This is a genomic window from Streptomyces sp. Tek67B01 (assembly GCF_055231995.1).
On record NZ_JBUYUY010000001.1, the window covers coordinates 6,090,301 to 6,115,604 of the forward strand.

Annotated in this window: 20 protein-coding genes; 10 read left to right on the plus strand and 10 right to left on the minus strand. The window is 72.4% G+C overall.

Annotation, left to right across the window (positions count from 1 at the left end; all coding sequences use genetic code 11):
• Positions 1 to 73 precede the first annotated feature (73 nt).
• Positions 74 to 937, plus strand: a complete 864-nt coding sequence (locus ACV7NM_RS27505) for a DUF6397 family protein (RefSeq protein ID WP_463412781.1) — start codon at positions 74 to 76, stop codon at positions 935 to 937.
• On the opposite strand, the gene ACV7NM_RS27510 is transcribed toward ACV7NM_RS27505, so the two are convergent.
• The 3 genes from ACV7NM_RS27510 to ACV7NM_RS27520 form a co-directional block, all read right to left on the minus strand.
• Positions 901 to 1,302, minus strand: coding sequence for a YchJ family protein (locus tag ACV7NM_RS27510; RefSeq protein WP_463412782.1), 402 nt, complete (start codon positions 1,300 to 1,302; stop codon positions 901 to 903). The two genes, ACV7NM_RS27505 and ACV7NM_RS27510, sit on opposite strands and share 37 nt — an antisense overlap.
• An 8-nt stretch (positions 1,303 to 1,310) precedes the next feature.
• Positions 1,311 to 2,243: an acyl-CoA thioesterase gene (locus tag ACV7NM_RS27515; protein WP_463412783.1), complete on the minus strand. Its 933-nt coding sequence runs from the start codon at positions 2,241 to 2,243 to the stop codon at positions 1,311 to 1,313.
• A gap of 67 nt (positions 2,244 to 2,310) precedes the next feature.
• Positions 2,311 to 4,833 (minus strand): DEAD/DEAH box helicase, encoded by a 2,523-nt coding sequence (locus tag ACV7NM_RS27520; RefSeq protein ID WP_463412784.1) that lies wholly within the window; start codon positions 4,831 to 4,833, stop codon positions 2,311 to 2,313.
• Between the two features lie 145 nt (positions 4,834 to 4,978).
• On the opposite strand from ACV7NM_RS27520, the gene ACV7NM_RS27525 reads away from it, so the two are divergent.
• The 6 genes from ACV7NM_RS27525 to ACV7NM_RS27550 all read left to right on the plus strand — a co-directional run bounded on the left by ACV7NM_RS27525 (position 4,979) and on the right by ACV7NM_RS27550 (position 11,687).
• On the plus strand, positions 4,979 to 5,770 hold the full coding sequence (locus ACV7NM_RS27525; RefSeq protein WP_463412785.1) for a metal-dependent hydrolase: 792 nt from the start codon (positions 4,979 to 4,981) through the stop codon (positions 5,768 to 5,770).
• Positions 5,771 to 6,112: 342 nt separating this feature from the next.
• Complete coding sequence (locus tag ACV7NM_RS27530) at positions 6,113 to 6,976, plus strand: serine/threonine protein kinase (RefSeq protein ID WP_463412786.1); 864 nt, start codon at positions 6,113 to 6,115, stop codon at positions 6,974 to 6,976.
• Positions 6,945 to 8,414, plus strand: a complete 1,470-nt coding sequence (locus ACV7NM_RS27535) for a serine/threonine-protein kinase (protein WP_463412787.1) — start codon at positions 6,945 to 6,947, stop codon at positions 8,412 to 8,414. The genes ACV7NM_RS27530 and ACV7NM_RS27535 overlap by 32 nt, the downstream gene beginning before the upstream one ends.
• A 202-nt stretch (positions 8,415 to 8,616) precedes the next feature.
• The gene (locus tag ACV7NM_RS27540) at positions 8,617 to 9,645 is read left to right on the plus strand and encodes an LGFP repeat-containing protein (RefSeq protein WP_463412788.1); all 1,029 of its coding nucleotides are present in this window, start codon (positions 8,617 to 8,619) and stop codon (positions 9,643 to 9,645) included.
• A 12-nt stretch (positions 9,646 to 9,657) separates the two neighbouring features.
• Positions 9,658 to 10,665 (plus strand): hypothetical protein, encoded by a 1,008-nt coding sequence (locus tag ACV7NM_RS27545; protein WP_463412789.1) that lies wholly within the window; start codon positions 9,658 to 9,660, stop codon positions 10,663 to 10,665.
• Positions 10,666 to 10,700: 35 nt separating this feature from the next.
• On the plus strand, positions 10,701 to 11,687 hold the full coding sequence (locus tag ACV7NM_RS27550) for an alpha/beta hydrolase (protein WP_463412790.1): 987 nt from the start codon (positions 10,701 to 10,703) through the stop codon (positions 11,685 to 11,687).
• Between the two features lie 130 nt (positions 11,688 to 11,817).
• Here ACV7NM_RS27550 and ACV7NM_RS27555 read toward each other — a convergent pair whose 3' ends face one another.
• The 3 genes from ACV7NM_RS27555 to ACV7NM_RS27565 form a co-directional block, all read right to left on the minus strand.
• A complete protein-coding gene (locus ACV7NM_RS27555; protein ID WP_463412791.1) occupies positions 11,818 to 13,599 on the minus strand; it encodes an ABC transporter ATP-binding protein in 1,782 nt (593 codons plus the stop codon).
• Positions 13,596 to 15,500 carry an ABC transporter transmembrane domain-containing protein gene (locus tag ACV7NM_RS27560; RefSeq protein ID WP_463412792.1) on the minus strand — a complete coding sequence of 635 codons (1,905 nt, stop codon included), beginning with the start codon at positions 15,498 to 15,500 and terminating at the stop codon, positions 13,596 to 13,598. Before ACV7NM_RS27560 ends, ACV7NM_RS27555 begins: the two co-directional genes overlap by 4 nt.
• A 160-nt stretch (positions 15,501 to 15,660) precedes the next feature.
• Positions 15,661 to 16,155, minus strand: a complete 495-nt coding sequence (locus ACV7NM_RS27565; protein ID WP_463412793.1) for a MarR family winged helix-turn-helix transcriptional regulator — start codon at positions 16,153 to 16,155, stop codon at positions 15,661 to 15,663.
• A 98-nt stretch (positions 16,156 to 16,253) separates the two neighbouring features.
• On the opposite strand from ACV7NM_RS27565, the gene ACV7NM_RS27570 reads away from it, so the two are divergent.
• Positions 16,254 to 18,194, plus strand: coding sequence for an ABC transporter ATP-binding protein (locus ACV7NM_RS27570; protein ID WP_463412794.1), 1,941 nt, complete (start codon positions 16,254 to 16,256; stop codon positions 18,192 to 18,194).
• 97 nt (positions 18,195 to 18,291) lie between these two features.
• Here ACV7NM_RS27570 and ACV7NM_RS27575 read toward each other — a convergent pair whose 3' ends face one another.
• The 4 genes from ACV7NM_RS27575 to ACV7NM_RS27590 all read right to left on the minus strand — a co-directional run bounded on the left by ACV7NM_RS27575 (position 18,292) and on the right by ACV7NM_RS27590 (position 22,017).
• Entirely contained in the window at positions 18,292 to 19,395 is a 1,104-nt protein-coding gene (locus tag ACV7NM_RS27575) for an FAD-dependent oxidoreductase (RefSeq protein WP_463412795.1), read from the minus strand.
• Positions 19,396 to 19,445: 50 nt separating this feature from the next.
• Positions 19,446 to 20,123, minus strand: a complete 678-nt coding sequence (locus tag ACV7NM_RS27580; RefSeq protein WP_463412796.1) for an HAD family hydrolase — start codon at positions 20,121 to 20,123, stop codon at positions 19,446 to 19,448.
• Between the two features lie 46 nt (positions 20,124 to 20,169).
• A complete protein-coding gene (locus ACV7NM_RS27585; protein WP_389658157.1) occupies positions 20,170 to 20,649 on the minus strand; it encodes an Lrp/AsnC family transcriptional regulator in 480 nt (159 codons plus the stop codon).
• Between the two features lie 84 nt (positions 20,650 to 20,733).
• Positions 20,734 to 22,017, minus strand: a complete 1,284-nt coding sequence (locus ACV7NM_RS27590; protein WP_463412797.1) for an NAD(P)/FAD-dependent oxidoreductase — start codon at positions 22,015 to 22,017, stop codon at positions 20,734 to 20,736.
• A 267-nt stretch (positions 22,018 to 22,284) separates the two neighbouring features.
• On the opposite strand from ACV7NM_RS27590, the gene ACV7NM_RS27595 reads away from it, so the two are divergent.
• Both ACV7NM_RS27595 and ACV7NM_RS27600 read left to right on the plus strand, forming a co-directional pair.
• Complete coding sequence (locus ACV7NM_RS27595) at positions 22,285 to 23,853, plus strand: SDR family oxidoreductase (protein WP_463412798.1); 1,569 nt, start codon at positions 22,285 to 22,287, stop codon at positions 23,851 to 23,853.
• Positions 23,854 to 23,869: 16 nt separating this feature from the next.
• Positions 23,870 to 25,243 carry a cryptochrome/photolyase family protein gene (locus ACV7NM_RS27600; protein ID WP_463412799.1) on the plus strand — a complete coding sequence of 458 codons (1,374 nt, stop codon included), beginning with the start codon at positions 23,870 to 23,872 and terminating at the stop codon, positions 25,241 to 25,243.
• The last annotated feature ends 61 nt before the right edge of the window (positions 25,244 to 25,304 follow it).

A 25,304-nucleotide genomic window follows, 5' to 3' on the forward strand; every position in this document is an offset into this window, starting at 1 on the left:
CCCCTGCGCGCTGTCGTCGCTCTCGGTTACGGTCTTTACACAGAGTGATCGTCACTCGTGGGGGAGGACCGTGATGATGAAGAGTGATGTGCAGGTCTGCGCCGTGTTGGACGTGCCCGGGAGGGACGTGCCAGAGGCGCGGGCGGAGGCGGAGGCGGTGGCGGACGCACCGCGGGAACCGCTGTTCGGCTCCGTGCGGGCGGCCCGGGAACTGGGGTTGAAGCGGGGCGAGTTCGCCCGCGCCGTCCAACTGGGGCTGGTGCGTGCCGGGCCCCGTGCATCCGGCGGCGCCGCCCGTTTCACCGGGGCGGAAGTCGATAGGGTCCGCGCCGCCGAGGGATTCCCGCAGGCGCTGCGCGCGCGGGTCGAGACCGTGGCCGGCGCGGACGCCGCGTCCGAGGTGCTGGGGATCGGACCGAGCCGGTTGACCCGGCTCGCGCGCTGCGGGCACATCGTCCCGGTCGGTTACCGGATCAACCGGTACCGGGCCGTCGTGTGGCTCTATCTGACGGCGGAATTGCGGGAGTTCGCGGTTCGGGAGGCCGGGATGCTGACGGGGACCGCATCCCCGGCGGATCGGGAGCTGATCGCGGCCAAGACGGACCTGCGGCCGCGGGCGTGGCGCGGGCGGCATGTGGGGCTGCTGCTGAGACGGACCGCCGACCCCTGGGAGCGGGCGGCCGTACTGGCCTCCGTCCTCCCGGAGGAAGAGGTCCGGGCGGTGGTGCCCGACCCGGCGGAGCGGATCGTGCTCGCCGCCCTCGCCCCTGCGCCACCGTACGGGCACCCGCGGCTTCCGGCGGCCGCGGCCGTCGCGTCGAGGCTGTCGCGGGCGCAGGACCGGGATGAGATCCACTGGTACCGCACCAGCCTCGACTTCGCCCTGAGCGGGGCGCGCGGTCAGTCGAAGTCGACGGGGGAGAGGGGGCCGACGTAGACCCAGGCCCCGCCCTCCCGGGAGAAGCCGCTGCGCTCGTGCAGGGACCCGGTGTGCCGGCCCTCGCGGTAGTGCGCCCGGAACTCCACCGACCCTTCCGTCTCGAACATCCCGCCGCGCTCGGTGGCGAGCACCTCCAGCCGCTCCCAGCGCTGCCCGGGGTCGAGTTCGAGCCCGGCCGGGCGGGTCGAGGAGTGCCAGGAGCGCAGCAGGTAGGCGGTGTCGCCGACGGCGAACGCGCTGAACCGGGAGCGCATGAGCAGTTCGGCGGTGGGGGCCTGCTGCTCGCCGGTGTGGAAACGGCCGCAGCACCGCGGGTAGTCGGCGGGCAGCCCGCAAGGACAGGGGAGGGCCGGCGTGGGCATGGTGGGGCTCAGTTCTTCGGGGACGACGGGGCGGGCGACGAGGAGGGCGTCGTGGCGGAGGTCGACGCCGCCGACGGATAGGGGCGGAAGAGGCCTTCCTGGACCACGGATACGAGCAGCCTGCCCTCCAGGTCGTAGATACGACCGCGGGCCAGGCCCCGGCCACCGTGCGAGATGGGCGACTCCTGGTCGTACAGGAACCACTCGTCCGCCCGGAAGGGCCGGTGGAACCACATGGCGTGGTCCAGGGAGGCCATGTCGAAACCGCGCATCCCCCACAGGGGTTCGACGGGGATGCGCACGGCGTCGAGGAGGGTCATGTCACTGGCGTAGGTGAGGGCGCAGGTGTGGACGAGAGGGTCGTCGCCCAGCGGGCCGACGGCGCGCATCCACACCGCGCTGCGCGGGTCGGCGTCCTTGAGCTCCTCCGGAGTCCAGCGGAGCCGGTCCACGTACCGGATGTCGAAAGGCTGTCGGCGGGCCATCCGCTCCAGTGCCTCGGGCAGCGCGCCCAGGTGCTCGCGGATCTCGTCGACCAGCTTCGGGAGCGCGTCCGGGTGCGGGAAGTCGAGGCGAGGAGGCAGTTGGTGCTCGATGCCGCCCTCCTCCGGGTGATGGAAGGAAGCGGTCAGATTGAAGATGGTCTTGCCCTGCTGGACCGCGGTGACGCGGCGCGTGGTGAAGGAACGTCCGTCGCGCACCCGCTCCACCTGGTACACGATCGGCACCCCCGGGATGCCGGGGCGCAGGAAGTACGCGTGCAGCGAGTGGACGGGGCGGTCGCTCTCGGTGGTGCGGCCGGCGGCCACCAGCGCCTGGCCGGCGACCTGCCCGCCGAACACGCGCTGGAGGGACTCCTGGGGGCTGGCGCCCCGGAAGATGTTGACCTCGATCTGCTCCAGGTCGAGCAGATCGACCAGTCTCTCGGCGGGGTTCGTCATCAGGGGATCTCCACTGTCAGGTCCGACGGGTCCGGCGGGTCCGGTGGCGCGGGCTTGCGGGGGCGGGTCAGAGCTCGCCGAGCTCACCGACCGAGGTGACGCGGATGACGGCCCGGCCCTCCTCGTCGGAGGCCGCGAGGTCGACTTCGGCGCTGATGCCCCAGCCATGGTCCCCGTTCGGGTCGGCGAAGGTCTGCCGGACGCGCCACAGGCCGTGCGCCGCGTCCTCCTCGATCTGCAGGAGCTTGGGTCCGCGCGCGTCGGGGCCGGTGCCGAGGTCGTCGTACTCGTCCCAGTAGCGGTCCAGGGCCTCGCCCCAGGCGTCAGCGTCCCAGCCGGAGTCGCCGTCCAGCTCTCCCAGCACGTTGACATGGTCCAGGGCGGCCAGCTCCACCCGGCGGAACATGGCGTTGCGCACGAGGACCCGGAAGGCGCGCGAGTTCGCGGTCACGGGCTTGACCTGGTCGGCCTTCTCCTGGGCCTCCTCCGCCGTCTCCACCTCCGGGTTCGCCAGCTGCTCCCACTCGTCGAGCAGGCTGGAGTCCACCTGGCGCACCAGTTCGCCCAGCCAGGCGATGAGGTCCTGGAGGTCCTCGGACTTCAGGTCGTCGGGGATGGTGTGGTCCAGGGCCTTGTAGGCACCGGCCAGGTAGCGCAGCACGATGCCCTCGGTGCGGGCCAGCTCGTAGTAGGAGGTGAACTCGGTGAAGGTCATCGCCCGCTCGTACATGTCGCGGATGATCGACTTCGGGGAGACCGGGTGGTCACGCACCCAGGGGTGGCTCTTGCTGTACACGTCGTAGGCGTGCAGCAGCAGCTCTTCGAGCGGCTTGGGGTACGTGACGTCCTGGAGCCGCTCCATCCGCTCCTCGTACTCGATCCCGTCGGCCTTCATCGCGCCCACGGCCATGCCGCGTTCCTTGTTCTGCTGCGCGGCCAGGATCTGGCGGGGGTCGTCCAGGGTGGATTCGACGACCGACACCATGTCGAGGGCGTAGGAAGGGGACTCCGGGTCCAGCAGGTCGAAGGCGGCGAGCGCGAAGGTGGACAGCGGCTGGTTCAGCGCGAAGTCCTGCTGGAGGTCGACGGTGAGCCGGATGCTACGGCCCTCCGCGTCCGGTGTGTCGAGCCGCTCGACGACGCCGCCGTCGAGCAGCGAGCGGTAGATGGCGATCGCCCGGCGGATGTGGCGCAGCTGGGCCTTGCGCGGCTCGTGGTTGTCCTCCAGGAGGTGGCGCATCGCCTGGAAGGCGTCGCCCGGACGGGCGATCACCGAGAGCAGCATGATGTTGGTGACCTTGAAACGCGAGGTGAGCGGCTCCGGATCGGCGGCGATCAGCTTCTCGAAGGTGGTGTCCGACCATGCCACGAAGCCCTCGGGAGCCTTCTTCCGGACCACCTTGCGGCGCTTCTTGGGGTCGTCGCCGGCCTTGGCCAAGGCCTTCTCGTTCTCGATGACGTGCTCGGGCGCCTGCGCGACGACATAGCCCGCCGTGTCGAAGCCGGCCCGCCCGGCCCGACCGGCGATCTGGTGGAACTCGCGGGCGCGCAGGGTCCGCACCCGGGTGCCGTCGTACTTGGTGAGCGCGGTGAACAGCACCGTGCGGATCGGGACGTTGACCCCCACGCCGAGGGTGTCGGTACCGCAGATGACCTTCAGCAAACCGGCCTGTGCCAGCTTCTCCACCAGGCGGCGGTACTTGGGCAGCATGCCCGCGTGGTGCACGCCGATGCCGTGGCGGACGTAGCGGGAGAGGTTCTGCCCGAACTTGGTGGTGAAGCGGAAGTTCCCGATCAGCTCCGCGATCTTGTCCTTCTCCTCGCGGGTGCACATGTTGATGCTCATGAGCGACTGCGCCCGCTCGACCGCCTGGGCCTGGGTGAAGTGCACGATGTACACCGGAGCCTGCCGCGTTTCCAGCAGTTCGGTGATGGTGTCGGTGATCGGCGTGGTGACGTACTCGTACGACAGCGGGACGGGCCGGGTCGCGGAGCGGACCACCGTGGTCGGCCGCCCGGTGCGCCGGGTCAGGTCCTCCTCGAACCGCTTCATGTCACCGAGGGTCGCCGACATCAGGACGAACTGGGCCTGCGGCAGCTCCAGCAGCGGGATCTGCCACGCCCAGCCGCGGTCCGGCTCGGCATAGAAGTGGAACTCGTCCATGACGACCTGGCCGATGTCGGCGTACTTGCCGTCGCGCAGGGCGATCGAGGCCAGTACCTCCGCGGTGCAGCAGATCACCGGCGCGTCCGCGTTCACCGAGGCGTCACCCGTCAGCATGCCGACGTTCTCGGTGCCGAAGAGCTTGCAGAGGTCGAAGAACTTCTCCGACACCAGCGCCTTGATCGGAGCGGTGTAGAAGGTGACCTTGTCCTGGGCCAGGGCGGTGAAGTGCGCCCCCGCCGCGACCAGACTCTTACCGGAGCCGGTCGGGGTGGACAGGACCACGTTCGCCCCCGAGACGACCTCGATCAGCGCCTCCTCCTGCGCCGGGTACAGGGTGATGCCCTGCTCCTCCGCCCACGAGGAGAAAGCCTCGAAGAGGGCGTCGGGGTCGGCGTTCGGCGGGAGCTGATCAATGAGGGTCACACCCCCCATCTTGCCTGGCTTCCCACCGGATCAGGCAACCGGCGGCAGGAAGGAAGATCATCGACTGTACGCTGTGCCGTCGACGCGGCCCGAGCGAATCAGTCACCGGGGCCCGATACGACCGAACCGGGGCGGGAAAAGAACCATGATGGGTCCGGCGCACTCTCTGTCCGGCGCGGCGGCCTGGCTGGGGGTGGGGGCGGCCTCCGCGGCCGCCGGACACCCGATGCCGTGGCCCGTCCTCGTCGTCGGCGCGCTCATCTGCGCGGGCGCCGCCCTCGCCCCCGACCTCGACCACAAATCGGCGACGATCTCTCGCGCCTTCGGCCCGCTGTCCCGGGGACTGTGCGAGGTGGTCGACAAGATCTCCTACGCCGTCTACAAGTCGACCCGCGCCCCGCGCGACGCCCGCCGCTCCGGCGGACACCGCACCCTGACCCACACCTGGCTGTGGGCCGTCCTCATCGGCTCCGGGTCCTCCGTCCTCGCGGTCACCACCGACCGCTGGGGCGTCCTCCTCCTGCTCTTCGTCCACCTCGTGCTGGCCGTCGAAGGCCTGCTGTGGCGGGCCGCCAGGATGTCCAGCGACATCCTGGTGTGGCTCCTGGGCGCCACCAGTGCCTGGATCCTGGCCGGAGTCCTCGACCGGCCCGGCAACGGAGCGGGCTGGCTGTTCACCGGGCCCGGCCAGGAGTACCTGTGGCTAGGCCTGCCGATCGTGCTCGGCGCCCTGGTCCACGACATCGGCGACGCGCTCACCGTCTCCGGGTGCCCGATCCTGTGGCCGCTCCCCATCGCCGGCAAGCGCTGGTACCCCATCGGTCCGCCCAAGATGATGCGCTTCCGGGCCGGCAGCTGGGTGGAGCTCAAGGTCCTCATGCCGGTGTTCATGCTGCTGGGCGCGGTCGGCGGCGCGGGAGCCCTGAACTTCATCTAGGCCGTCCCTTCCGGGTCGTGCTCCGGTTTGAGGTGCCCGCGAGGCATCCGGGTGGGTGCCCCGGCCCGCCGGGCGCACGAGCCCGAGAGCCGGCGGGGGGTGCGGTTCGCGCCGTTTCGCCGTGGGTGGGTGAAGGGGCCGGGGCCGCCCACGGGCCCGGGTGAAGACGGCGCGTACGGGTCGGCGGGCGCCCCGTAAGGTGCGCGGCCACCGGGCCGTGCCCGATGACAGCGCGGCGCGTACCGGCTCATTACGGCCACGTGCCCGGCCATGCCCGCTTCCCCGGGATGTATAACGTTCGGCGGGCGTGACAACCGCCCGTACGGGGGCGAGGAGCGGGCTGTGAGCGGGATAGTGATCTATCTGCCGCCGGGGAACGGCGGCGCGGGGGGCGTGGGCGGCGCGGAGTCGGGCACCGACGCGGTGACGTTACGGCTCGGCCCGGGGGAAGTGGCCCGTTTCGGGCGCGGGTCGGCCACGACGCCCGTGGAACTCCGCCTCGTCGACGCCGCCATCTCCCGACTGGCGGGCGAGATCCGGGTCACGGACGACCACTGGCAGCTCAGCAACCTCAGCCCGACACACAGCTATCTGGTGGAGAACCCCGAAGGGGCCGGCGAGTACCTGCGGGTCCCGCCGCGCCGGGCCGGAGCCCCCATCCCCTTCGAGTTCTCCCGGGTCGTGCTGCCCACCCGTCGCGACACCACCGTCTCCTTCCAGGTCTTCGCCCCCGACCACGTCTACCTCGACCCGGACGGCCTGGGCGGCGCGGGCGGCCAGTGGGGCGGACGCACCGTCACCGCCTACTCCCTGGACGAGACGGCCACTTACTTCCTCGTCCTCGTGGCGCTCTGCGAACCGCGGCTGCGCGACGAGTCGCCGGTCGCGGTGCCGACCACACCCCGGATCGTCGACCGGCTCAGGGGCCATCCGGCCTGCGGCAGGCTGACGGCCCGCGCGGTCAGCTCGCACATCGACTACCTCGCCGAGGAGAAGATGCGCGTCGCCCCTCCCGGCGAGCAGGACCCCGACCGCGGCGCCCGCCGCAACGGCAAGCGGGAGTCGATCGTCGGCCTCGCCCTGCGCTTCGGGCTCGTACGGGAGGAGCACCTGGCACTGCTGCCGCCCCGGAGCGGGACGATCCCGCGCGACGAGCCGACCGGAGGAGGGGAAGGTGCACGGCCCGGCCGACACCTCGGGAAGTGACTGTACGGAACTGCTTCCGCGCGGCTATCGCGTCGGGACCTGGGAAGTCACCGAGCCCATCGCGGCCGGCGGTTGGGGAACGGTCTACGCGGGACGCGCGATCGGCGAGGACCGTCCCACGGCGCCCGGGAATCCAACGCCCGGGAATCCGGCACCCGGGCGCTCAACACCCGCCAGCCCGGTGCCCGGAGTCGCGCTCAAATTCCTGCCGACCTCCGGGCTCGCCCCGCGCCAAGCCCGCAACGTCGTGGACACCGCCCGCCGCGAGGTCGAACTCGGCCGACGCGCCGGCCATCCCCGGCTGATCCGCCTCCTCGACTCCGTCGTACTCAGCGAGCCGGACCAGCCCTTCCTGGACGGCGCCCTCGTCCTCGTGATGGAGCGGGCCCGGCGCAGTCTGCGGGACCTCCTGCGAGCCGGCGCCGTGAGCGAGGCGGAAGGCGCCCGCCTGATCACCGAGATCTGTGAGGGACTCGCCCACCTACACCGCACCGGCTGGGTGCACGGCGACCTCAAACCGGACAACGTCCTGCTCATGGCGGACGGTTCCGTCAGGCTCTCCGACTTCGGCCTCGCCGCCGAGCTCACCGGCACGCACGGAACCCACGGCTACGCGCCCCCGATGGGCACCTTCGACTACCTCCCGCCCGAGCGCTGGAAGGCCCCCCTCGGGGAACACGGCGTCGAGGTCCGACCGAGCGCGGACATCTGGGCCCTCGGGATCGTGATCCACGAAGTGTTCGCCTCCGGGGCACCGCCGTTCCCCGGCGCCACGCCCATGGCACGCGGCGCGGCGACGCAGGCGTACGCCGACGGCCGCGCCCCGTTGCGCCTGGACCCCGCGGTACCGCCCTTCTGGCGCGCCCTGGCCGCCGACTGCCTGGCCCCCACCCACGCCGCCCGCGCCTCCCACACGGCGGAGAGCCTCCTGGCGCGCATCGCCGCCCGGCCCCAGGCGAGCGAGGAACCCCGTCCGGCCTCCGCGGACCGCACCCGCCGGGCCGTCCGCGCCGCGCTCGTCTCCGCGTTGCTCTGCGGGACGGCCGCCGCGAGCGGACCGTACACGGCACCCGACGCCACGCGCGCCCCGCAACTCGAAGTGACCGGCCGTATCCGGGTGTTCAACGCCGAACCGAGCTGCACCGCCCGCACCGACCGGGACCCGGACTGCAGCCTCGGCCTGGCCATCGACCCCCGACGGCCCTATACCTCGGACAACGTCGTCCCGACGCGGGTGTGGCAGGGCGACGAACTGGCCGTCGACTGCGTCCTCGCGCACGGCATCCCCATCATCGACGAGCGGGACACCTGGTCCCCCCAGTGGTTCCGCGTCCGCCTGCCCGCCGGCTCCCCCCGGCCCACCGCCTGGCTGCCCGCCGTTCGTACGAAGGACCGCCCGAGGGTCCCTCCCTGCCCCGCGCCGGCCTCCGGCGCCTGATCCGGAGCCCCGCACCGCCCGCCTCCCCGCCCATCCCTATCGGAGCCCCTCCGGCCCTGTCACTCCGGATCGTTCCGGATGCCCTCCCCGCCGCGGCCGCGGCTAGCTTGCGGGCTGTCGGCGGGCCGATCACGCGCACCTCGCCCCGGCACGCCGAACACCCGCGCAGTACAAGGTGATTGCGACGCGAAGGAGCTGGAACGTGCGTGGCACGAAAGTTGGGCGTGCGAGATCCATGACGGCGGTCCTGCTGGTCGCGGCGGCGGTGACCGCCCTCGGCGGCGGCCCCGCGTCCGCGCGGAAGGCGGCCGACGTACCGGGCCCCCTCGGGCACGCCCTGACGGCGGAGTCGTACTGCGACATCCCCCCGGACCGGGACATCGCCGTGACCCGCAAGGTCTACGAGGTCGGACAGCGCCGGGGAGTGTCCGACAAGGTGATGCTCGCAGGCTTCGAGACGGGCTGGGTGGAGTCCCGGATGAACAACCTCGACTGCGGGGACCGGGATTCGCTGGGCGTCTTCCAGCAGCGGCCCTCCCAGGGCTGGGGCTCTCCCGAGCAGGTCATGGACGTCGACTACGCGGCGAACAAGTTCTTCGAGGTCGCCCAGCAGATGGAACCCGGTATGGAGGGCGGCAGCGCCGGGGAACTCGCCCAGGCGGTCCAGCGATCCGGCTATCCGGAGCGCTACCCCCAGGCGGAGGGCGTCGCCCGCCAGATGCGCGACGAGGCCTTCCAGCCCTACGGGGCGATCGGCGCCAAGTACGAGGCCACGGGCGGACACGACGGCCCCCTCGGATGGCCGCTGCGCGCCGAGGAACCCGCCCAGCTGGGAGGGCGGTTCCAGCTCTTCCAGAACGGGATCGTGATCTGGCATCCGGACGCGGCGTTCGCGGTGTACGGGGAGATCCTGGGGAAGTTCTGGGCGACGGACGCGGAGCGTCGTTGGGGTTTTCCGACGATGGACGAGGCGGACGCGGCGCAGGCGCCGAACGGGACGCGGGGCCGGTACCAGTTCTTCGAGCAGGGTCTGTTCATGTGGTCGTCGCAGACGGGGACGCATGTGGTCCACGGTGCGATCTACCAGGCGTTCCACGCGGGTGGTCACGAGGGCGTGTTCGGCTATCCGGTCGGTGACGAGACCGACGAGCCGGGCGGGAAGGTCCAGCGGTTCCAGAACGCGAGCATCCACTGGAGTCCCGACCGGGGCACCTGGACCACCACCAACTGAGTGGGAGACGCCATGAGATCGCTGATCCTTCGGCGCGTGGCCAAGGTCGCGGTGCCCCTCCTCGCGGCCCTCGCGGTCACCTTCCTCCCGGCGCCCGCCGCGAGCGCCTCCGAACCGGACGGCTCGATCGGACGCGGCGAGGTCATGGACCGCGCCTGGTCCTGGGTCGCCGAGCAGGTGCCCTACAGCCAGAGCGGCTGCTACGCCAACCAATTCGGCTGCTACCGCCCCGACTGCTCCGGCTTCGTGTCGATGGCCTGGCACCTGGGCTCGTCCTTGACGACGTGGAGCCTGTGGAACGTCACCTTCGACATCCCGGCCGCCGATCTACAGCCCGGCGACGCGCTGTTGCGCGACTCCGCGGGCACGGACCACGTGGCGCTGTTCGCCCGCTGGGCCGACGCCGCCCACACCCAACCGGTGGTGCGCGAGACGTACGACTTCGGGCACGTGGCCGAGGAACGGGTCTGGGGCGACGGCCTGCGCGGGTTCACCCCCCGCCGCTACAACACGCTGGACGACCTGATGCCGTACGGCGCGATCAGGGCCAAGTACGACAGCATGGGCGGCCTCGACAGCGTGTTGGGGCCGCCGACCTCCGGTGAGCGGGACTCGATGATGGGCGGCCGCTTCCAGGGCTTCCGCAACGGGATCGTGATCTGGCATCCGGACGCGGCGTTCGCGGTGTACGGGGAGATCCTGGGGAAGTTCTGGGCGACGGACGCGGAGCGTCGTTGGGGTTTTCCGACGATGGACGAGGCGGACGCGGCGCAGGCGCCGAACGGGACGCGGGGCCGGTACCAGTTCTTCGAGCAGGGTCTGTTCATGTGGTCGTCGCAGACGGGGACGCATGTGGTCCACGGTGCGATCTACCAGGCGTTCCACGCGGGTGGTCACGAGGGCGTGTTCGGCTATCCGGTCGGTGACGAGACCGACGAGCCGGGCGGGAAGGTCCAGCGGTTCCAGAACGCGAGCATCCACTGGAGTCCCGACCGGGGCACCTGGACCACCACCAACTGATCCATCCCCCTTACCCCCCTGACCAGGAGGTCACCGTGAGCGAACACCGCCCCACCCGCAGGAGTCTCCTGAAGTCCGTCGGAGGGCTCTCCACCGCCATGGCCCTCGGCGGCGCGGGCGTCCTCGGGACGGCATCGGCGGCGAGCGCCGCCGGCGACGGCTTCGGGCTGCGCATCGTCGACCGGAACGAGGGCGACGCCCGCATGTGGTACTACCGTTTCCAGACCGACGCGATCGGCTGGCAGCCCGCCGTCAACGTGCTGCTCCCCGACGACTACCACACCAGCGGCCGCACCTATCCCGTCCTCTACCTCTTCCACGGCGGCGGCACCGACCAGGACTTCATCACCTTCGACCGTCTCGGCATCCGTGCCTGGACCGCCGGCAGGCCGCTCATCGTCGTGATGCCGGACGGCGGCCACGCGGGCTGGTACTCCAACGCGGTCAGTTCCAACACCGGCCCCCGCGACTGGGAGGCCTTCCACATCAACCAGCTCCTGCCCTGGGTCGAGGCGAACTTCCGGACGTTCGCCGAATACGACGGCCGCGCCGTGGCCGGGTTCTCGATGGGCGGCTTCGGCGCCCTCAAGTACGCGGCCAAGTACTGGGGCCACTTCGCCTCGGTGAGTTCCCATTCCGGTCCCGCCAGCGTGCGCCGTGACAACGGGGCGGTCGTCCACTGGGCCAACCTGTCCTCCGCGGCCCTCGACCTGGCCGGCGGCACGGTCTACGGCGTGCCCTGGGACCAGGCCCGGGTCACCGCAGACAACCCGGTCGAACGCGTCGAGAGCTACCGCAACAAGCGGGTCTTCCTCGTCGCGGGCACCAGCCCCGACCCGACCAACGCGTTCGACTCGTTCAACGAGACGCAGGTCCTCGCGGGCCAGCGGGAGTTCCGCGGCCTCCTCGACCGGGCCGGGATTCCGCACGAGTGGCACGAGGAGCCCGGTGGCCACTTCGTCCGCGACTACATGATGTGGCGCGACCTCGACGGCATCATCGACCGCCTCCGCAAGGCGTAGGGGCGCCCCTCGCGGCCTCGCGGACACCACCGACCCACGCGTGGCGTCCGCGAGGCTCCCCTTCACCCCGCGAGACCCCTCACCCGTAGCGCCGCCTCACCCGCCGGGTGGTCTCGCCCGCGGGGTCGCCTCACCCGTGCCAGGACCGCCACAGCGCCGCGTAGGCACCGTCCGCCGCGACGAGCTCCTCGTGCGAGCCGAACTCGCTGATCCGGCCGCCCTCGACCACCGCGATCACATCCGCGTCGTGCGCGGTGTGCAACCGGTGAGCGATCGCGATGACCGTCCGGCCGTCCAGCACCCGGGCCAGCGAGCGCTCCAGGTGCCGGGCCGCGCGCGGGTCCAACAGCGAGGTGGCCTCGTCCAACACCAGGGTGTGCGGGTCGGCCAGCACCAGACGGGCCAACGCGACCTGCTGCGCCTGCGCGGGAGTCAGCGCCGCGGCCCCCGAACCGACCTCCGTGTCCAGCCCCGCCGCCAGGGCCCGCGCCCATCCGTCCGCGTCCACCGCCTCCAGCGCCGCCCACAGCTCGGCGTCCCCCGCTCCCGTCCTGGCGAGGCGCAGGTTGTCCCGGAGCGATCCCACGAAGACGTGGTGTTCCTGGTTGACCAGCGCCACGTGCTCGCGCACCCGCTCCGCCGTCATCCTCGACAGCCGCGCCCCGCCGAGGGTGACCTCCCCGGCCCGTGGCGCGTAGACGCCCGCCAACAGCCGGCCCAGGGTCGACTTGCCCGCGCCCGACGGACCGACCAGCGCCATCCGGGTCCCCGGCGGCACGGACATCGACACCCCGTGCAGGACGTCCACGCCCTCCCGGTAGCCGAAGCGCACCTCATCGGCGTGGACCACCCGCCCCTGCGGCGAGACGGTCGCGTCGCCGCCGTCCGGCTCGATCTCGTGGATGCCGACCAGGCGCCCCAGCGACACCTGGGCCACTTGCAGTTCGTCGTACCAACGCAGGATCAGACCGATGGGGTCGACCATCATCTGGGCCAGCAGGGCGCCCGTCGTCAGCTGCCCCACCGACATCCGGCCGCGCAGCACGCAGTACCCGCCGATCATCAGCACGGAGCCGAGGATCGTCACGTAGGTGACGTTGATGACGGGGAACAGCACGGACCGCAGGAACAACGTGTACCGCTCCCACGCGGTCCATTGGCCGATGCGCTGTTCCGATAGCGCCACCCGGCGCCGCCCGAGGCGGTGCGCCTCGACGGTGCGGCCGGCGTCGACCGTTTCCGTCAGCGCGGCCGAGACCGCCGCGTAACCGGCGGCCTCCGACCGGTAGGCGGAGGGCGCCCGTCGGAAGTACCAGCGACAGCCGACCACCAGCACCGGCAACGCCACCAGGGCAGCCGCCGCCAACTGCGGCGCCGTCACCGCCAGTGCCCCGAACAGCAGCCCCGCCCACACGATGCCGACGGACAGTTGTGGCACCGCCTCCCGCATGGCGTTGGCCAACCGGTCGATGTCGGTGGTGATCCGCGACAGCAGATCACCGGTCCCGGCCCGCTCCAGCACCCCGGGCGGCAGCCCGACCGAGCGCACCAGGAAGTCCTCGCGCAGGTCGGCCAACATCTCCTCCCCGAGCATCGCCCCGCGCAGCCGGACCATGCGGACGAAGCCCGTCTGGACGGCGAGCACCAGGGCGAACAGCAGGCTCACGCGCACCAGGTGCGGTTCGCGCACCCCGGACGAGAGGTCGTCCACGACCCGGCCCAGCAGGTACGGGCCCACCATGGAGGCGATCACCGCGACCGCGTTGACGGTCACCAGCACCGCCAGGGCCCGCCGGTGCCGGCGCAGCAGCCGGCGCACGTAGCCCCGTACGGTCGCCGACGTGCCGACGGGCAGTGTGGCGGCCGACTCGGGGGCCGCCGGGTCGTATCGCGGCGGTGCCACGCCGATCATGCGGATCCCTCGATCTCGGTGAGTTCTTCGTCGAGCCGGTCGGCGATCTCTTCGTCGAGCCGGTGGGCGGGTGCTCCGTCGAGGGCGGCCAGGGGCAGCCCGTCGAGGCGCTGTTCCTCCTCCGTCTCGCGCGTCACGACCGCCCGGTAGCGGGGTTCGTCCCGCAGCAGTTCGCGGTGGGTCCCGGCGGGCAGCGCCACGCCCTCGTGGATGAGGACGACCCGGTCGGCGCGGTCCAGCAGCAGTGGCGAGGAGGCCAGGACCACCGTCGTACGACCGGCGCGCAGCGCCGCGACACCGTCCGCGACGCGCGCCTCGGTGTGCGAGTCGACCGCCGAGGTCGGCTCGTCCAACACCAGTACCTCGGGGTCCGTGACCAGCGAACGGGCCAGCGCGAGCCGTTGGCGCTGCCCGCCGGAGAGTGACCGGCCGCGCTCGGTGATCCGGGCGTCCATCGGGTCCGTCACCCCTTCGGGCGCCGACTGGAGCACGGCCTCCAGTACGTCACCGCACTGCGCGGCCTCCAGCGCGGCGGCCGGGGTCACCGCCCCGGACGCCGGTACGTCGAACAGCTCGCGCAGCGTGCCGGACAGCAGCACCGGGTCCTTGTCCTGTACGAGGACCAGCCGGCGCGCGGTGTCCAAGGCGAGCTCGTCCAGCGCCACGCCGCCCAGCAACACGCGGGCGCGGTCGTCCCCTTCGCCGTCGTCCCCGTCACCGTCGCCGCCGCCCGCGGGATGCCCGCCCAGCCGTTCCGCGAGCCGTCCCGCGAGGTCGGGGTCCCCGCACACGACGGCGGTGAACCGGCCCGAGGGAACCAGCAGCCCGGTCCGCGGGTCGTACAGGTCCCCGCCCGGAGCGGGGGCCGCGACGGCGCCCGCCGCCTTCGCCGGCGCCACGCCCTCGGCGCGCGTCAGCCGCAGCACCCGGGCCGCGCGCGTGGCGGAGGGCCGGGAGAACGAGTAGGCCATGGCGATCTCCTGCACGCTGCGCAGGGGGTAGAGGGACAGCGACACGGCGCTGAACACCGCGACGAGCTCACCGACCGCGAGCCGTTCGTCCAGGACGAGCGAGGAGCCGTACCAGACCACCGCGATCAGCAGCACCCCCGGCAGGACCACCTGGACGGCCGAGATCAGCGCCCACATGCGCGCACTGCGCACCGCCGCCGTGCGCACCTCCTGCGAGGCCTCGCGGTACCGGCCGAGGAACAGTTCCTCGCCACCGATGCCGCGCAGGACGCGCAGGCCCGCCACGGTGTCGGAGGCCAGTTCGGTCGCCTTGCCCGCCTTCTCCCGCTGGACGTCGGCGCGTCGGGTGGCGCGGGGGAGCAGGGGCAGGGAGGAGAACGCCAGCAGCGGCATCCCGACGGCGACGACGACACCGAGCGACGGGGCGTACAGGACCAGGGCCACGCAGACGGCGACGAGGGCGAAGGCCGCCGCGAGGAAGCGGGAGACCGCCTCGACGAACCAGCCGATCTTCTCCACGTCTGCCGTCGATACGGCGACCACCTCGCCGGCCGCCACCTGGCGGGTCAGGGCGGAGCCCAGGTCGGCGGTCTTGCGGGCGAGCAACTGCTGCACCCGGGCGGCGGCGGTGATCCAGTTGGTGACGCTGGTCCGGTGCAGCATGGTGTCGCCGAGGGAGATGGCGACGCCGAGCAGTGCGACCAGCGCGCCGACGAGGAGCAACCGGCGCCCGTCGCCGTTCACGGCCGCCTCGACACCGAGGCCGACCGCGAAGGGAAGCCCGGCGATGGCGCAGTGGTGGACCAGCCCCCAGCACAGGCTCTTGGCCTGTCCGCCCAGTTGGGTGCCGCCCAGCCAGAGCAGGAAACGCGGGCCGGACCGGGCGTCGGGCACTCCGGGATCGGGATGCGGAAGATCGCTGATCTGCATGACGCCCCATGACGGTCGAGTGACTCAAACCACACAAGGTTCGTCTTCCGGACCGTGCCCCGGCAAACGAATTTCTGGCCGTGCCGGTCGTCGGCAACGAGGTTTACGGGGAAGGCGATCGGCGTCCGGCCCGGTGAACCGCAGTGTTCGGCAGCCGTGTTCAGCAGCCGCGCTCGGCCGGGGCGTCGGACAGGGCGTCGAGCAGGCCGCCGAGCACCTCGCGCTGGGCGGCGGTCAGGGGCGCGAGGATCTCCTCCGCCGCGGCGGTCCGCGCGTTGCGCAGTCGGCGCAGGGTGGCGCGGCCGGTGTCGGTCAGCTCGATCCGGATGACCCGCCGGTTCGCGGGGTCGGGCGCGCGGCGCACGCAGTCGGCCGCCTCCAGGCCGTCGACCAGCGTGGTCACGGCTCGGGGGACGACTTCGAGGCGGGTGGCGAGTTCCGCCATCCTGGGCGGTTCGGCGCTGTCGTAGTGCGAGACCAGCCGGAGCAGCCTTGACTGGGCTGGAGTGATCCCGAGGGGTTCGAGATGGCGCTTTTGGATGCGGTGGAGCCGACGGGTCAGGCGCAGCAGCTGCTCGGCGAGGACGCCGTCGTCGCTGTCGGACGCGTCGACGCCGTCCGCGCTGGTCACGGTGTTGTCGGAAGCGGTGCTCATGCTGCGGTCCTCATAATGGAAGGGTATCAGGACCAGATTCATTGTGAGTATAGGTAACAGTGAGCTATGCTCAGGAGAGTCTCGTCAGAAGGAGGCCCATGCGCCCCAAAGAACCCGAATGGACGCCGTCCAAGGAATCCCTCGATCCCAACCGTCCGGATCCCGCGGAACAGCCCCGCCAGATGCGCCGCATCATGGGCCTGTTCCGCCCCTACCGCGGCCGCCTCGCCGTCGTCGGCGGGCTCGTCGCCGCGTCCTCGCTGGTGTCGGTCGCCTCGCCGTTCCTGCTCAAGGAAATCCTCGACGTGGCGATACCCCAGGGGCGGACGGGCCTGCTCAGCCTGCTGGCCCTCGGCATGATCCTCACTGCCGTGGTCACCAGTGTGTTCGGCGTGCTCCAGACCCTGATCTCCACCACCGTCGGTCAGCGGGTCATGCACGACCTGCGGACGGCCGTCTACGCCCAGCTCCAGCGCATGCCGCTGGCCTTCTTCACCCGCACCCGCACCGGGGAGGTGCAGTCCCGCATAGCCAACGACATCGGCGGCATGCAGGCCACCGTCACCTCCACGGCGACGTCCCTCGTCTCCAACCTCACGGCCGTGATCGCCTCCGTCGTCGCGATGCTCGCACTCGATTGGCGGCTGACCCTCGTCTCGCTCCTGCTGCTGCCCGTCTTCGTATGGATCAGCCGGCGGGTCGGGCGCGAACGCAAGAAGATCACCACCCAGCGGCAGAAGCAGATGGCGGCCATGGCCGCCACCGTCACCGAGTCCCTGTCCGTCAGCGGCATCCTGCTCGGTCGCACCATGGGCCGCGCGGACTCCCTGACCCGGTCCTTCGCGGAGGAGTCCGAGAAGCTGGTCGGCCTGGAGGTGCGCTCCAGCATGGCCGGGCGCTGGCGGATGTCCACCATCGGCATCGTCATGGCCGCCATGCCGGCGCTCATCTACTGGGCCGCCGGCATAGCCCTCCAAACCGGCGCGCCCTCGCTTTCCGTGGGTACCCTCGTCGCCTTCGTCACCCTCCAGCAGGGGCTGTTCCGGCCCGCTGTGAGCCTCCTGTCGACCGGCGTGCAGATCCAGACCTCGCTCGCGCTGTTCGCCCGCATCTTCGAGTACCTCGACCTGCCGGTGGACATCACCGAACGCGAGGACCCGGTACGGATCGGCCGGGCCAAGGGCGAGATCCGGCTGGAGGACGTGCACTTCGCCTACGACACCAAGAGCGGACCCACGCTCACCGGCATCGACGTCACCGTCCCCGCCGGCGGCTCCCTCGCCGTGGTCGGTCCCACGGGTTCCGGCAAGAGCACCCTCAGCTACCTGGTGCCCCGGCTCTACGACGTCACCGACGGACGGGTCGCCCTCGACGGGATCGATGTCCGCGACCTCGACTTCGACTCGCTGGCCCGGTCCATAGGCGTCGTCTCCCAGGAGACCTACCTCTTCCACGCCTCCGTCGCCGACAACCTGCGCTTCGCCAAGCCGGACGCCACCGACGAGGAGATGGTCGAGGCCGCCCGCGCGGCCCAGATACACGACCACATCGAGTCCCTGCCCGACGGGTACGACACGCTGGTCGGTGAGCGCGGTTACCGGTTCTCCGGAGGCGAGAAGCAGCGCCTGGCCATCGCCCGCACCATCCTGCGCGACCCGCCGGTCCTGATCCTCGACGAGGCGACCAGCGCGCTGGACACCCGTACGGAGCACGCGGTGCAGCAGGCCATCGACAAGCTGTCCGCGGGCCGCACCACCATCACCATCGCGCACCGACTCTCCACCGTGCGCGACGCGGACCAGATAGTCGTCCTGGACGGCGGGCGAATAGTCGAGAGCGGTACGCACGAGGAACTCCTCGCGGCCGACGGCCGCTACGCCGCCTTGGTCCGCCGGGACCGGGACGCCGAGTCGGCGCTGCTGCCGGCCGACGGCGGGCAGGCGCCCGCCGCGAGCACGCCCCGTACGAAGGCCCTGAACGGGAAAGCCGCCCACGCGGGCCCGGCCGAGGAAGTCGTGGCCGCCCCGGTGAACGTATGACGGTGACACCGGCACACCGGCGCGCCACCGGAGCCGTGGCGACCGGAGCCGTGACGAACCGGGCAGCCGCTCCTGTCCCGACAGGTGATCGGGACGCTCAGCGCGCGCCGGCCAGGGCCGGCGCCACGGCCGTGTCGCGGGCCAGGAGGCGGCGTATCTCGCGGACCGCGGCGCCGCCCGCGCGGTTGGCCCCGATGGTGGAGGCCGAGGGGCCGTAGCCGACCAGGTGGACGCGCTCGTCACGGACCACCCGGGTGCCGTCGAGCCGGATGCCGCCGCCCGGTTCCCGCAGGCGCAGGGGAGCCAGGTGATCGATCGCCGCCCGGAAACCGGTGGCCCAGAGGATCACATCGGCGTCCACGCTCTGCCCGTCGGCCCAGGCGACGCCGGTCGGGGTGACGCGCTCGAACATCGGCCTGCGCTGCAACACCCCCGAATCCAACCCGACCCGTACGGCCTCGTTGAGTGCCAACCCGGTCACGCTGACCACGCTCTGCGGGGGCAGTCCGCGGCGTACCCGCTCCTCGACCAGCGCCACCGCTGCCCGGCCCTCGGCTTCACCGAACCGGGAGTCGCGGAACACCGGTGGCCGGCGAGTCGCCCAAGTGGTCGCCGCCGCCACCTCGGAGATCTCCAGCAGGTGCTGCACCGCCGAAGTGCCACCGCCCACGACCACCACGCGGGCCCCGGCGAACGCCGCCGGTCCGGGGTAGTCCGCGGTGTGCAGCATGCGGCCCCGGAACGTCTCCTGGCCCGGGTAGCGGGGCCAGAACGGTCGGTCCCAGGTGCCCGTGGCGTTGATCAGGGCCCGGGCGGACCACCGGCCGCCGGACGCGGACTCCACCAGCAGCCGCCCGTCCGAGCCGCCTCGTACCGCCGTGACGTCCACCGGGCGACGCACCCGCAGCCCGAAGCGCTCCTCGTACGCGGCGAAGTACTCCCCGACGACCTCGGACGACGGCCGCAGCGGGTCGGCGCCGGTCAGCTCCATGCCGGGGAGCGCGTGCATCCCGTGCACCTTGCCGTAGGTGAGCGACGGCCAACGGAACTGCCAGGCCCCGCCCGGGCGCGGCGCATGATCCAGGACGACGTGGTCGATGCCGGCCCGGGCCAGATGGTAGGCGGCGGACAGGCCCGCCTGCCCCGCGCCGACGACCACCACGTCCACCGCCGCCGGGTCCCGCTCCGCGAAGTCGTTCACGGTTCTACCAACCGCGGACCGGGCCGCCCTCTTCCCCCGGGGGCCGGGAATCAGGCCGCCCGGTGTTCTCCGAGCCACTCGTAGGCGGTCTCCACGTCGAACTCCCCAGGGCCGCCGCGGAACAGCAGGCCGGCCGAGGCGAAGGCGGGGTGGTGAGCGGTGTCCGCCACCGAGGGGATCGCCAGGCACTCCATGCCCGCCGCGAGGGCGGCCTCCGCGCCCGGCGCCGCGTCCTCGACGACCACGCAGTCGGCTGGGTCGGCGCCGAGCCGGCGCGCCGCCTCCAGGAACACGTCGGGGGCGGGCTTGCCGTGCGCGACCTCTTCCGCGGAGACCACGACGCCCAGCAGGGCGTCCAGGCCGGTCCCGGCCAGTACGGCGTCGATCGCCTCGTGCGAGGAGCCGGACGCCACGGCCATCGGAACCCCGTCGGCGTGCAGTCGCTCCACGAACCTGCGCATCTCGGGGAACGCCTCGGTCCCGGCGCGGGCCGGCTCCGGATAGGCGGCGTTCTGCTCCGCGAGCAGCCGAGCCACCGGCGCGCGCAGCCCGTACCGCTCCTTGAGGATCGCCGGCGTCTCCATCGTCCCGATGTCGGTGAAGGGGGAGTGCTGCTCCCAGGTGAAATCGGGTACGCCGTGCCTCTCCAGGGTGCGTCGCCCGGACTCGTAGTGGTTCGGCTCGCTGTCCACGAGGGTGCCGTCGAGATCGAATATGACGGAAAGCATCCGTTGTGCCCGTCCTGCCGGTCGTATACGTGTCACGACCATCTTGTCAGGGTTTGCGCGCTTCTCTTCCCACCGCTTCGACCAGCGGCAGCAGCCGGTGTGGCACCCGCTCGCGCAAGGCGACCTCGGTACGGGTGCGGACGACACCCGGAAGCCGGATGAGCCGCTGGATGACATCCTCCAGATGGGCGTTGTCCCGGGCCGCCACCCGGGTCAGCAGGTCGCCGCCGCCCGTGATGGAGAACGCCTCGATGATCTCGGGGACCGCCGCGAGGGCGTCACCCACCTCGTCCAGGTGCCCCTGGGTGACTTCGATGTGGACGAAGGCCAGCACCGGGTGGCCGAGCGCGGCGGGGGAGAGGACGGGGCCCGTCCCGGTGATCACCCCGGTGCGCTCCAGCCGGTCCAGCCGGGCCTGGAGGGTGCCGCGCGCGACGCCCAGCAGCCGGGCGTACTCGCGCACGCTGGTGCGCGGCTGCTCGATCAGCAGGCGCAGGATGCGGGTGTCGAGCTCGTCCACCGCCATGTCGCGACTGTACCAACGGGCCGGTGCGCCGCGACGGCGTCGCGCGCCCGGCGGCCGGGACGTCGACCCGTACCATCGCCGCGTTCACCAGGAAACCCCCAGCGCGGCGGCCGCCTCCACGCCCGAGCGGCAGCCGTCCTCGTGGAACCCCCACCCGTGGTACGCCCCCGCGAAGGCCGTCACCGGACCCGACAGGGCGGGCAGCAGCCGCCGGGCGGCCACCGACTCCGGCGTGTGCACGGGGTGTTCGTAGGCCGTCTCGGCCAGCACCAGCTCCCGCCGCACCCTGTCGTCCTCGTTGAGGGTCACCACGTACCGCTCCGGGGCGTCCAACCCCTGGAGGCGGTTCATGTCGTAGCTGACGCCTACCTGCGCGTCGTCCGGGTCGCAGCCGGACAGCCGGAAGTTCCAGCAGGCCCGGGCCCCCGCCGGGGGCGGCAGCACGGAAGCGTCGGTGTGCAGCACCGTCCGGTTGCGGGAGTAGAGGAAGGCACCGAGCACCGACCGTTCGGCGTCCGTCGGGTCGGCCAGCAGTCTCAGTGCCTGGTCGGCGTGGACGGCGACGACCACCGAGTCGTAGGTGTCGGCGCCGTCGGCGGTGGTGACGCGGACCCCGTCCCGGGTGCGGGCGAGCGCCCGTACCGGGGTGCCCACCCGGACCGCGCCCGCACCCAGCCGCTCCCGCAGCCGCTCGACGTACCGCGCCGAGCCGCCCTCGACCGTCCGCCGGCGCGGCGAGCCGCCCGGCGGGAGCATCCCGTGACGCGCGAGGAAGCGGAACAGGTACCTGGCGGGATAGCGCAGCGCCGTACCGGGCGGACAGGACCACACCGAAGCGGCCAGGGGCAGCGCGAAGTGGGCGGTGAAGTACGGTCCGAAGCCGCACTCCCGCAGGAACTCCCCCAGGGTGACCTCCCCCGAGACGGCCGGGGTCGCCAACAACAACCGGGCCTGCCGGTGGAAGAGCGGAACCTGGGCCGGCAGGCGAAGGCGGGCGGGGCTCGCCGCCGATCCCGGCCGGGTCGCCGCTCCCCGCGGGGGGCGCGGCCCCGCGTACTCCAGCCCGCAGCCCTCGCACCGCACCGAGAGGGTCATGGTGGTCGCCCGGGTGGCCACGCCCAACTCACTGAAGAGTCGGGGCAGATGCGTATGGCCGCGGTCGTCGTACACGATGAACCCGGAGTCCACTGCGCGCACCCGGCCGTCCTGGCCCGTCAGCTCGTGGGTGTGCGCGTGGCCGCCCAGCCGGTCGTCGGCCTCGTACACGGTCACCTCGTGCGAGCGCGCCAACACATGGGCCGCCGTCAGGCCCGAGACACCCCCGCCCACGACGGCCGTACGCCGCCGTGATCGTCCTCGCTCCGCCATCGTGTTCCTCCTTCCGCACCTTCCTTCGGCGCGGAAGAGGCCCCGGATGGGTTGCGGGCGGCCCCGGCACGGACCGCACCGACGGCGCGCCCCGGCACACCGGCGTCGCAGGCGCATCCGAACGGGCCCGGCACGCGGAATCCCCTACGGACGGAAGCGTTGCGCATCCCCGCGCATCCGTACGCATCCGTACGGAATGCCGAGCGGCAACCCGTGCGGAATCCTGAACGGGGGCACGAGAGCGGAGACAGCGATGACGGGAGCGCCATGACGGACGCGGAGGCCACCCACTGCCTGGTCACCGGGGCCACCGGCTACATCGGCGGCCGACTGGTACCCGAGCTCCTCGACGCGGGACACCGGGTGCGCTGCCTGGCCCGGACACCGGGGAAACTGCGCGACCACCCCTGGGCGGCGCGCGCCGAGGCAGTGCGAGGCGACGTCACCGACCGCGCGTCGGTCGGCGAGGCGATGCGCGGCATCGACGTCGCCTACTACCTCGTGCACGCCCTCGGCTCCGGCTCCGGTTTCGAGGACCGCGACCGCGAAGCCGCGCGCGTCTTCGCGGAGCAGGCCCGGGCGGCCGGGGTGCGGCGCATCGTCTACCTCGGTGGCCTCACCCCCGAGGGCATCCCGCCGCGGGAACTCTCCCCCCACCTGCGTTCCCGCGCCGAGGTCGGGGAGATCTTCCTCGACTCCGCCGTCCCGGCCACCGTCCTGCGCGCCGCCGTGATCATCGGCTCCGGCTCCGCCTCCTTCGAGATGCTGCGCTACCTCACCGAGCGCCTGCCGGTCATGGTCACCCCCAGCTGGGTCGGCACGCGCTGTCAGCCCATCGCCGTCCGCGACGTGCTGCGCTACCTCGTCGGCAGCGCCGGCATGCCGCCCGAGGTCAACAGGGCGTTCGACGTCGGCGGCCCGGACGTGGTCACCTACGAGGAGATGATGCGCCGCTACGCGGAGGTCGCCGAGCTGCCCAAACGGCTCATCATGCGGGTCCCGATGCTCACCCCCGGCCTCTCCAGCCACTGGATCGGCCTGGTCACCCCCGTCCCGAGGGCGCTGGCCCGACCGCTCGCAGAGTCCCTCCGGCACGAGGTGGTCTGCCACGAACACGACATCGCCGCCTACGTTCCCGACCCGCCCGGCGCCCCGCTCCCCTTCGACCGGGCCCTGGACCTGGCCCTCCAGCGGGTGCGCGAGGCCAAGGTGACCACCCGGTGGTCCTCCGCCGGCGTCCCCGGCGCCCCCAGCGACCCGCTGCCCACCGACCCCGACTGGGCGGGCGGCAGCCTCTACACCGACCGGCGGGAGCTGTCCGTCGACGCGTCGCCCGCCGCGCTGTGGCGGGTGGTCGAGGGCATCGGCGGGGACAACGGCTGGTACTCCTTCCCGCTCGCCTGGGCGGTACGGGGCTGGCTCGACCGACTCGTCGGCGGGGTCGGGATCCGACGGGGCCGCCGGGACGCCGCCAGCCTGCGGGTGGGCGACAGCCTCGACTTCTGGAGGGTGGAGGAGATCGAACCGGGGGCCCTGCTGCGGCTGCGCGCCGAGATGCGGCTGCCCGGCCTGGCCTGGCTGGAACTGCACTCCGACCCCGATCCGGCGGACCGCCGGCGCTCCCGCTTCCGCCAGCGCGCCCTGTTCCACCCGCGCGGACTGCTCGGCCACATGTACTGGTGGAGCGTCTCCCCCTTCCACGCGGTGGTGTTCGGCGGAATGGCGCGCAACATCGCCAAGGCCGCCGAACGGCTGGACCGCGAGGGCCCGTCGGGTGCATCCGCCGCGGCAAGCGCCGCCGAAGTACCCGGCGCAAGCAGCACCCCACAGCCCTGACCCGGAGCGAGAGCCCATGAACGTCGCGGTGGTCCTGTACACCTCCGACCTGCGCGTGCACGACCATCCGCCGCTGCGCGCCGCGCTGTCCTCCTGCGACCAGGTGGTTCCGCTCTTCGTCCGGGACCGGGCCATCGAGGAGTCCGGGTTCGGCGCGCCGAACCGGCGTGCCTTCCTCGCCGACTGCCTCGCCGCGCTCGACGACGCCCTGCGCGAACGCGGCGGCCGCCTGGTGATCCGCTCCGGTGACGCCGTCGGCGAAGTGCTGGCGCTGGTGAAGGAGTCGGACGCGGACGAGGTGCACATGGCGGCCGGGGTGAGCGCGTACGCCCACGCCCGCGAGGAACGGTTGCGGGCCGCCCTGGAAGCGGAAGGCAGGCGGCTGTACGTACACGACATGGTGGTGACGGCCGTGGCTCCGGGAGCCCTGCGCCCCGCCGCCTCCGACCACTTCTCCGTCTTCACCCCCTACCTGCGCCGCTGGACGGAGCTGCCCCCGCGCGCCGTCACGTCCGCCCCCCGCGCGCTCCGGGTCCCCGACTCCCTGCGCTCCGACCCGGTGCCCGAGCGCGCCGCCGTCACCGGGACCTCCCCGGGCCTGGCGCGCGGCGGCGAACGCGAGGGCCGCCGGCTGCTGGCGGCCTGGCTGCGTACGGGCGTCGACGGCTACCACGACGCCCACGACGACTTGGCCGGCGACGCCACCTCCCGGCTCTCCCCCCACCTGCACTTCGGCACCGTCTCGGCCGCCGAGGCCGTCCGCCGCGCCCGAGTGGTCACGGGCCCCGGCGCCGAGGCGTTCGTCCGTCAACTGTGCTGGCGCGACTTCCACCACCAGGTGCTCGCCGCCCGCCCAGACGCGGCCCACCTCGACTACCGCGCCCGCCACGACCGCTGGCGCACCGACACCGACGCGCACGAGGAGATCCGTGCCTGGAAGGAGGGCCGCACGGGCTACCCCGTCGTCGACGCCGCCATGCGCCAGCTGCTTCACGAGGGCTGGATGCACAACCGGGGCCGGCTGCTGGCCGCGAGCTTCCTCGCCAAGACGCTCTACGTGGACTGGCGGATCGGTGCCCGCCACTTCCTGGACCTCCTGGTGGACGGGGACCTCGCCAACAACCAGATGAACTGGCAGTGGGTGGCCGGCACGGGCACCGACACCCGGCCGGGCCGCGTCCTGAACCCCATCCGCCAAGGGCTGCGCTACGACCCCGACGGGGCCTACGTACACCGTTGGGTACCCGAACTCGCCGCGCTGCCGGCGCCCCGCGTGCACGAACCGTGGCGACTGCCGACGGCGGAGCGCGCCCGGTACGACTACCCCGAGCCGGTGGTGGAACTCGCCGACGGGCTCGCCCGTTTCCGGCAGGGGCGGGGGATCGGGTGAGCCGCTCCCGGTGCTGTCGCGCCCTATCGTGAGCGGGTGGACCCCGTGCCGCCCGCCCACC

Excerpts from the sequence above, each read along its gene's own strand:
- ACV7NM_RS27505 (WP_463412781.1), top strand. The coding sequence starts at position 74 with ATGATGAAGAGTGATGTGCAGGTCTGCGCCGTGTTGGACGTGCCCGGG.
- ACV7NM_RS27510 (WP_463412782.1), bottom strand. The coding sequence starts at position 1,302 with ATGCCCACGCCGGCCCTCCCCTGTCCTTGCGGGCTGCCCGCCGACTAC.
- ACV7NM_RS27515 (WP_463412783.1), bottom strand. The coding sequence starts at position 2,243 with ATGACGAACCCCGCCGAGAGACTGGTCGATCTGCTCGACCTGGAGCAG.
- ACV7NM_RS27525 (WP_463412785.1), top strand. The coding sequence starts at position 4,979 with ATGATGGGTCCGGCGCACTCTCTGTCCGGCGCGGCGGCCTGGCTGGGG.
- ACV7NM_RS27545 (WP_463412789.1), top strand. The coding sequence starts at position 9,658 with ATGAGATCGCTGATCCTTCGGCGCGTGGCCAAGGTCGCGGTGCCCCTC.
- ACV7NM_RS27555 (WP_463412791.1), bottom strand. The coding sequence starts at position 13,599 with ATGATCGGCGTGGCACCGCCGCGATACGACCCGGCGGCCCCCGAGTCG.
- ACV7NM_RS27560 (WP_463412792.1), bottom strand. The coding sequence starts at position 15,500 with ATGCAGATCAGCGATCTTCCGCATCCCGATCCCGGAGTGCCCGACGCC.
- ACV7NM_RS27565 (WP_463412793.1), bottom strand. The coding sequence starts at position 16,155 with ATGAGCACCGCTTCCGACAACACCGTGACCAGCGCGGACGGCGTCGAC.
- ACV7NM_RS27570 (WP_463412794.1), top strand. The coding sequence starts at position 16,254 with ATGCGCCCCAAAGAACCCGAATGGACGCCGTCCAAGGAATCCCTCGAT.
- ACV7NM_RS27580 (WP_463412796.1), bottom strand. The coding sequence starts at position 20,123 with ATGCTTTCCGTCATATTCGATCTCGACGGCACCCTCGTGGACAGCGAG.
- ACV7NM_RS27585 (WP_389658157.1), bottom strand. The coding sequence starts at position 20,649 with ATGGCGGTGGACGAGCTCGACACCCGCATCCTGCGCCTGCTGATCGAG.
- ACV7NM_RS27590 (WP_463412797.1), bottom strand. The coding sequence starts at position 22,017 with ATGGCGGAGCGAGGACGATCACGGCGGCGTACGGCCGTCGTGGGCGGG.
- ACV7NM_RS27595 (WP_463412798.1), top strand. The coding sequence starts at position 22,285 with ATGACGGACGCGGAGGCCACCCACTGCCTGGTCACCGGGGCCACCGGC.
- ACV7NM_RS27600 (WP_463412799.1), top strand. The coding sequence starts at position 23,870 with ATGAACGTCGCGGTGGTCCTGTACACCTCCGACCTGCGCGTGCACGAC.